The sequence below is a fragment of the Desulfurella sp. genome (genome assembly GCF_049977265.1).
Lineage (GTDB): Bacteria > Campylobacterota_A > Desulfurellia > Desulfurellales > Desulfurellaceae > Desulfurella.
Genome location: NZ_JBMFGQ010000057.1, coordinates 1 through 6,850, shown reverse-complemented (window position 1 = coordinate 6,850; position 6,850 = coordinate 1). Strand labels below are relative to the sequence as shown.

8 protein-coding genes are annotated in these 6,850 nt (G+C 33.9%); 2 read left to right on the top strand and 6 right to left on the bottom strand.

What is annotated here, in order from left to right; translation table 11 throughout:
* Positions 1–35: 35 nt before the first annotated feature.
* The 5 genes from ACP5FO_RS08180 to ACP5FO_RS08160 are packed head-to-tail and all read right to left on the bottom strand — an operon-like array spanning position 36 to position 4,564.
* Positions 36–746 carry an ABC transporter ATP-binding protein gene (locus tag ACP5FO_RS08180; protein WP_428110558.1) on the bottom strand — a complete coding sequence of 237 codons (711 nt, stop codon included), beginning with the start codon at positions 744–746 and terminating at the stop codon, positions 36–38.
* 2 nt (positions 747–748) lie between these two features.
* On the bottom strand, positions 749–1,522 hold the full coding sequence (locus ACP5FO_RS08175) for an ABC transporter ATP-binding protein (protein ID WP_428157349.1): 774 nt from the start codon (positions 1,520–1,522) through the stop codon (positions 749–751).
* Positions 1,512–2,441: a branched-chain amino acid ABC transporter permease gene (locus ACP5FO_RS08170; protein ID WP_428110555.1), complete on the bottom strand. Its 930-nt coding sequence runs from the start codon at positions 2,439–2,441 to the stop codon at positions 1,512–1,514. The genes ACP5FO_RS08175 and ACP5FO_RS08170 overlap by 11 nt, the downstream gene beginning before the upstream one ends.
* Positions 2,434–3,315 (bottom strand): branched-chain amino acid ABC transporter permease, encoded by an 882-nt coding sequence (locus ACP5FO_RS08165; RefSeq protein ID WP_428110553.1) that lies wholly within the window; start codon positions 3,313–3,315, stop codon positions 2,434–2,436. The genes ACP5FO_RS08170 and ACP5FO_RS08165 overlap by 8 nt, the downstream gene beginning before the upstream one ends.
* 13 nt (positions 3,316–3,328) lie before the next feature.
* Positions 3,329–4,564 (bottom strand): ABC transporter substrate-binding protein, encoded by a 1,236-nt coding sequence (locus ACP5FO_RS08160; RefSeq protein ID WP_428157348.1) that lies wholly within the window; start codon positions 4,562–4,564, stop codon positions 3,329–3,331.
* A gap of 215 nt (positions 4,565–4,779) precedes the next feature.
* Between ACP5FO_RS08160 and ACP5FO_RS08155 the strand changes: the two genes are divergently transcribed.
* Both ACP5FO_RS08155 and ACP5FO_RS08150 read left to right on the top strand, forming a co-directional pair.
* Entirely contained in the window at positions 4,780–4,998 is a 219-nt protein-coding gene (locus tag ACP5FO_RS08155; RefSeq protein ID WP_428157347.1) for a DUF3311 domain-containing protein, read from the top strand.
* Positions 4,995–6,443 (top strand): sodium:solute symporter family protein, encoded by a 1,449-nt coding sequence (locus ACP5FO_RS08150; RefSeq protein ID WP_428110865.1) that lies wholly within the window; start codon positions 4,995–4,997, stop codon positions 6,441–6,443. Before ACP5FO_RS08155 ends, ACP5FO_RS08150 begins: the two co-directional genes overlap by 4 nt.
* A gap of 10 nt (positions 6,444–6,453) precedes the next feature.
* Here ACP5FO_RS08150 and ACP5FO_RS08145 read toward each other — a convergent pair.
* The coding region (locus tag ACP5FO_RS08145) for an ABC transporter ATP-binding protein (protein WP_428110864.1) at positions 6,454–6,850 on the bottom strand (397 nt) is incomplete at its 5' end.

The window sequence follows — 6,850 nt, the reverse complement described above, 5'->3', positions numbered from 1 at the left end:
AAAGTCAATAATTTTATTAAATTTGAAATAAAAATTTAATTCTCTATGCCAAAATATGCTTTTTTTACTATATTATTTGATTTTAAATCTGATAGATTGCCTGAAACTACCACTTTACCATTATCTATAACATAACCTCTTTGCGCAAAGTCTAAAAAAGCTATGTTTTGTTCTGCAATAAGGATTGAAAATTGTTCTTTGTTTTGTAAATCGTCTAAAATATTTATTATTAATTTTACAAATTTAGGCGAAAGGCCGTTTGAAGGCTCGTCTAAAACTACAAGTTTTGGGTTTGACATCAAAAGCTTTGCTATGCCCAGCATTTTTCTTTGCCCGCCACTTAAACTACCTGCTAAAGCCTTTTTATGGCTCAATAGATCTTGAAAGTATTCATACATTTGCTGTTTTCTTTGATGTGTAAGTTTACTGTCCAAAAAAAACGCCCCTAATTCGAGGTTTTCGTCTACAGTAAGATTTGGAAATATTCCAATCTCAGACATATATGCTATACCTAACTTTACTCTTTTGTCGGTTCTTAAGTGTGTTATGTCTTTGCCTTCAAAATAAATTTTACCATTGAATATTTTTAAAAGGCCCATAATTGCTTTTAAAAGCGTGGTTTTTCCAGCACCATTAACACCAAGTAAAATAACTCTTTCTTTTTGCTCAATATTTAAATCAATACCCCACAAAACTTTCAAAATCTTATATCCAGATTCTAAAGATTGGACTTCCAGTAGGCTCAATGCTAACCTCCCAAAAATACTTCTACAACCTTTTTGTCATTTGCAGCTTGCTCTAGTGTACCTTCAAAAATAGGCGACCCAGAATCCATTACAACTACCCTTGAAGTAATTTTGTGAATGAAATGCATCAAGTGTTCAACTACAATGATAGAAATAGATTTTTTAACAAGTGTCTGTAAAATTTCGGCAATTTTATCTGTTTCTTCTTGATTAAGGCCAGCTGCAATCTCATCTACAAGGAGTAATTTAGGTTTTGTTGCAAGAGCGCGAGCAAGCCCTAATAATTTTTGCTCTGATGTATTTAGTTGTGTTGCTTGTTTGTCCTGGAATTTATCTAAACCCACTATTGAGAGGGCTGTTTGGACATCATCTTCAATATTGCAATAGCCTTTTTCCATAAATTTAAAGTTTTTTAAGTGTTTAAAAAAAGATTTTAGACATTGTTTGCCAGAATACAATGCAGCTACTTCAACATTTTCACGCACGGTCAAACCATGAAAAGGTTTTGGTATCTGAAATGTTCTATTTATTCCTAAATGAGCAAGTTTATATGTTGCTATACCATCTATACGTTTGCCAAAAAAGTAAATTTTACCAGCATCAGGTTTGTATATGCCAGATATGGTATTTATAAGTGTAGTTTTGCCAGAGCCGTTTGGTCCCACAAGACCCAATATCTCATTTTCGTAAACGCTTAAGTTAACTTTATTTAATGCTTTTAGGCCACCAAATCGTTTTTCTACATCTTCAACTTTAAGTATTTCTTTAGGGGACATAGTCTTTTACCTTCTTAAACAAAGAAACAACGCCATTTGGTAAAAACATTATTAACACAACAATCAAAAGACCATAAATCAACTGAAAATATTGAGGTGTTGATATACCTATAAAATTATACATTCCGTATAAAATAACGGTGCCAATTAATGGTCCAATCAATGTTGCAGCTCCACCAAAAAGTACAAATACAATAGCAAATATGCTTATATTTAAACTAAAAACCGTTTCCGGGTAAAAAACAGATGTATACCAAGCAAAAACTCCACCACACAATCCTGCAACAAATGCACTCAAAAGCCAAGCAATGGTGCGTGCAAGTACTACATTTACGCCAGCTACGCTTGCAGTTATGCTATCTTCTCTTATTGCCATAAGCGATAAACCAAACCTTGATTGCCTGAAAAACAAAACAAGCATAAATGCAAAAAACATTACTATAAGCATGGCATTATAGCTAGCTGTTGCATCATAAACGCTTGATAGCATTATGCCGTAGGGACCCTGTGTTATATTTTCCAGATGAGGATTTGATATTATATAATAAATGGCTTGAGAAGCAGCCAGATTTGCTATGGCAAAATATGCACCAGAAAGCCTCAAAAGAGGCGTTAATATTATGCCTACTATGCTTGCAGCTACGCCGCCAAGTAAAATGGCAGGCACAACGCTTACATGCAAAAGTAATATCAAAAGTGATGCACTGTATGCGCCTATGCCAAAAAAACCCACATACCCAAAAGGCAAATATCCCGTAAAGCCATAGATGAGATTTAAGCCTTCGGCTAAGGCTATATAGAGCATTATATTAAAAAGTAAAAAATTATTGTTGTAAATTTTGGGTAGCACAGCAAACAAAGCTGTCATGACTAAAATTAATATTATTCCAATAATCAGTCTTATGTTTTTTTTACGCATTTCTCACCTTTTTACCTAAAAGCCCACTGGGTTTTACCAGAAGAATTAAGATTAAAATAACATAAGGAACAAGATTGGTCCACGATGCTAAATATGTTTGCATAAACATCATGGCAAGTCCATATATAATACCCCCAAGGATTGTACCAATTGGGTTACCCAAAGATCCAATTACAACGATTGCAAAAGATGTTGTGGTAAGCGATGCACCAATAGATGGGTCTATGCTTCCAATCATAAAAGGGGCAAGCACTCCAGCTATAGCTGCTAAGCTTAAACCTATACCCATTGCAAAAGCAGATATTTTAGAAACATCTATGCCTACACTTGAAGCTTCTTCTGGGCTTGACATTATTGCCCTTGTAGCATATCCAGTTCTTGTGAAGTATAAATAATAATAAACAAAACCTATCATAATCAGACTAATAGCAGCGCTAACAACCCAGGAGAATGGGATCGACTGTGAGAGTATACTTATGCTACCTTTACCTAATGTAGAAAACGGTATAGATTTTTGATTATTTCCAAAAGCAAATATAGCAAGTGCTTCTATAATCTGCGCAATACCAAAAAATAGTATAAAAGATAGCATTTCGGGATCTCTTGATTTTGAAAGTCTTGGCACAAATGCATAATAAACACCAAAACCAATTATAATAAAAATAAATATTTCTATTGGTATAGCTAAAAGTGGATTCATATTTAATTTACTAAAAGCAAGCCAGGCGCCAAAAGCGCCCAGCATAATAAAATCTCCATGCGCTAGATTAACCATTCGCATGACGCCAAAGATTAAATTTAATCCTATACCTACAAGAGCAAAAAATATTCCATATAAAATTCCGCTAATTAAAGCGTAGAAAAACAATTCCATAGCGTTTTTGCCTTTAAGGTGCTGGGTAAATTGGTTTTCCAGTAGCAATATTTTGTGGATATACAACATGTAATACTATACCTGTTTTTGTTGGTTGGAATTGTCCCACAGGCAAAAATTCTCCAATTTGAGCACCTTCATTGTTGATTTTAAACAAGCCATTGAGTGTGAATAATTTTCCTGAAAAAGTATTTATTGAATTTCTGAATGATAGCTGGTTGAATTCTTTGCTTGTTGCAAGTGTTTTTTGTATTATCAAACCAGCATTATAGCCTGCTACAGTTAGAAAATCTACAGGTCTTTTTGTTGTTTGTGTGTAGATCTTCTCAAACTCGCTCATTGGCATACCATAATTTACTTTGTTATAAACTAGCAAAGGTGGTGTTGGGTATGTATAAGTATACTCAAGTGCTTTTGTTCCAACATTTTTTTCTATCAAAGCAAGTTGTTGACCGGGGAAGATGGTAAATACCATATTGAATTTGACTCCAGTTGCCTGCAAATTTTGCAAGAATGCTATATCATTTGTTGGATATCCAAATTCTATAAGTGCCTTGGGATGTGTTGCTTCAATTGTTCTTATAAGTACAGTATAATTTGAAGTATCGGTTGGTACAGCATGATAATAAACAGGTTTGATCTTAGCAGCTTCTAATTTAGATTTGAGTGTTTCTGCTTGTGATTGATTAAAGTCGTTTGCTGAATAAATTACAGCAACTTTGTTTATCTTGTGAGAAATTAGAAAGTCAGCTAATACAGTTGGCCATACGCCACTTGTTGGTAGACTTGTAAGAACAAGGTATGGATTATGCGGTGAAAAGAATTTTGCAGAAGTACCTGTTGGGTCAAAAAGTAGCATTTTGTTTTCTTGAGCAATAGGCACAGCAACAGATGTTAACACAGAACCAAAGTCTGCAACTAAAATATTTACCCTGTCCCTTGTAATTAACTGGTTGTATAGTGTAGCTGCAAGTGTTGTAGAACTTTGATCGTCATATGCTACCAATTTTACTGGTATTTTCTTTTTAAAAGCAGCTACATACACACCGCCTTGCTTGTTAACCTGGTTTGCCCAAAATTCCAGACCATGATACTGCGATGTAGAAGAGGTCGCAAATGGCCCCGAGCTTGCATAAAGTGTGCCAATAAGTATTTGTTTTGGTGCGGCTGCTTTAGCATAAAAAGGCATCAAAACAATACCCATCATTAATGCAAGCATAAAAAATATACTTTTTTTGAACCAGCCCATGGTTCACCTCCCAAGTCTAAACTTTAAATTAATTTATAAATTAATTTAAAAAATTTGTCAATAAGTTCTAATTAAAAATTATTGCAATTATATAAAAATTATTTATTAACTATTAATGACATAAATGTAATTTTTATAAATAAATTATAAGTTAATAATATATTGACTTTTATTAAAAAATGTAATAATTATTTCAAGAATATTAAGGAGGATTTATGAAAACTTACAAACGTTACCATCCACTTGTATGGATACTTGCCATTATACCTATTTTAATTTTATCTTTTGGGGTACCTTATTATAACAGAAGCGATATTGTATTCGGACTCAATTTCATGTCATTTTTTCTCATTGTTATGGATATTATTACAATTATACTGACTTTTGTTGCCTATAAGATTGAGCAAAAAACAAGCCAAAGGAGAGGAAAATGAATATTTTAGAATTATCCATTATGCTTGCGTTTATTGTTATTGTGGGTATTGTTGGATTTTACGCAAGCAGGTTTAAACCATCTTTAACTAACGATATAACAGAATGGAGTTTGGGTGGAAGGCATTTTGGCACATTTATTGTCTGGTTTTTGATAGGTGGGGATGTATATACGGCCTATACTTTAATTGCAATACCAGGACTTGCTTACGGTGCAGGTGTTTTGGCTTTGTTTGCTACATCTTATGTTATTATGACATACCCAATTGTATTTTTAACTATGCCAAGACTTTGGAATGCTGCAAAAAGGCATGGTTTTATTACAGCTGGTGATTATGTAGAAAAGGTTTTTGATTCAAAATTTCTTGCTTTGATAGTGGGTATTATTGGAATTTTAGCTGAGCTACCATATATCGGCTTGCAGATTTTTGGGATGAATTTTATGCTAAGTGTTACACATGTACCTTCAAACATTACCATAATAATCTCTTTGCTTTTAGTTATGGGTTTTACGGTTTTTAATGGACTTAGAGCTCCAGCATTAACTGCATTTATAAAAGACTTTTTTGTATGGGCTATGGTGTTGTTTTTAATTATTTACATCCCAATACATTATTTTGGCTCAATTGGACATATGTTTAGCTGGTTTAGTGTGCATTATCCAAAAAAGGCTGTTCTTGCTCCCGGTCAAATTAGTGTTTTTGCTACACTGGCATTTGGATCTGCTGCAGCATTGTTTTTATATCCGCATGCAATAACAGGTGTATATTCATCAAAAAATGCAAATACTGTTAGAAAAAACGCTATTGTGCTTCCAATATACAATATAATGCTGCTATTTATAACATTGTTAGGTTTTGCGGCATTGTTTGTAGTTCCTGGTTTAAAAAATCCCAATATGGCATTTCCAATGCTTATTTCAAAAACATTTGGACCTATTCCTACAGCATTAATTGGCGCAATTATAATACTTGGCAGTATGATACCTGCTTCCATTATGTCAATTGCAAGTGCCAATCTTTTTACAAGAAATATTTACAAAAACTTAATTAATCCAAACATAAGTGATTCTACTGAAAGAATAATAAGTAAAGTTTCTGTTGCAATAATAATACTGCTTGCTCTATATTTAAGCCTTGCAATGAGTCCTTCATTTATTATTACTTTGCAGCTAATGGCTGGGTCGTGGGTGGTGCAGTTATTTCCACTCATCTTTTTGCCGCTTTTTACAAACAGGGTTTCAAAAATTCCAGCTGGTATTTCAACAATAGCGGGTATAGTGCTTACTACTTACATTTTATATTTGGGTCATTTTAAGTTGGCTGTTTATAAGGGAATATGGGTAGGTTTATACGGCATTGCTATTGAAATTGTTGTTTTGTTAGTTTTGACTTTTTTGTTTAAGCCTATGGCGAACATAAGCCTTGATGATTACCTGGATGATTAAAGCTATAAACCTATAAACCTAAAAAGGCTTCTTTTACTTGGGGATTTTCCAGCAAATCCCCACCGCTTCCAGATAGCACTACTTTGCCTTCTGAAAGCACATAGGCGTTGTCTGTTATTGACAAAGACAGATGAACATTCTGCTCAACAAGAAGCATCGCAATGCCTTTTTCTTTCAGGTTTTTGATTATACTAAACACTTCAATTGTCAGTTTTGGGGATAAGCCAAGGCTTGGTTCGTCAAATATTAGAATTTTTGGGTCTGCCATTAAGCCCCTTGCAATGGCAACCATCTGCTGTTCGCCGCCAGATAGACTTTGAGCCTTTTGATTAATCCTCTCAGATAGCTTTGGAAACAAACTAAATACGAAATCTAGGTTTTGCTTGTATTTGTCTTTGGCCCGCTTC

What these genes read in the sequence shown, in the direction of transcription:
- ACP5FO_RS08175 (WP_428157349.1), bottom strand. Translation starts at nt 1,522, where the DNA reads ATGTCCCCTAAAGAAATACTTAAAGTTGAAGATGTAGAAAAACGATTT.
- ACP5FO_RS08170 (WP_428110555.1), bottom strand. Translation starts at nt 2,441, where the DNA reads ATGCGTAAAAAAAACATAAGACTGATTATTGGAATAATATTAATTTTA.
- ACP5FO_RS08165 (WP_428110553.1), bottom strand. Translation starts at nt 3,315, where the DNA reads ATGGAATTGTTTTTCTACGCTTTAATTAGCGGAATTTTATATGGAATA.
- ACP5FO_RS08160 (WP_428157348.1), bottom strand. Translation starts at nt 4,564, where the DNA reads ATGGGCTGGTTCAAAAAAAGTATATTTTTTATGCTTGCATTAATGATG.
- ACP5FO_RS08155 (WP_428157347.1), top strand. Translation starts at nt 4,780, where the DNA reads ATGAAAACTTACAAACGTTACCATCCACTTGTATGGATACTTGCCATT.
- ACP5FO_RS08150 (WP_428110865.1), top strand. Translation starts at nt 4,995, where the DNA reads ATGAATATTTTAGAATTATCCATTATGCTTGCGTTTATTGTTATTGTG.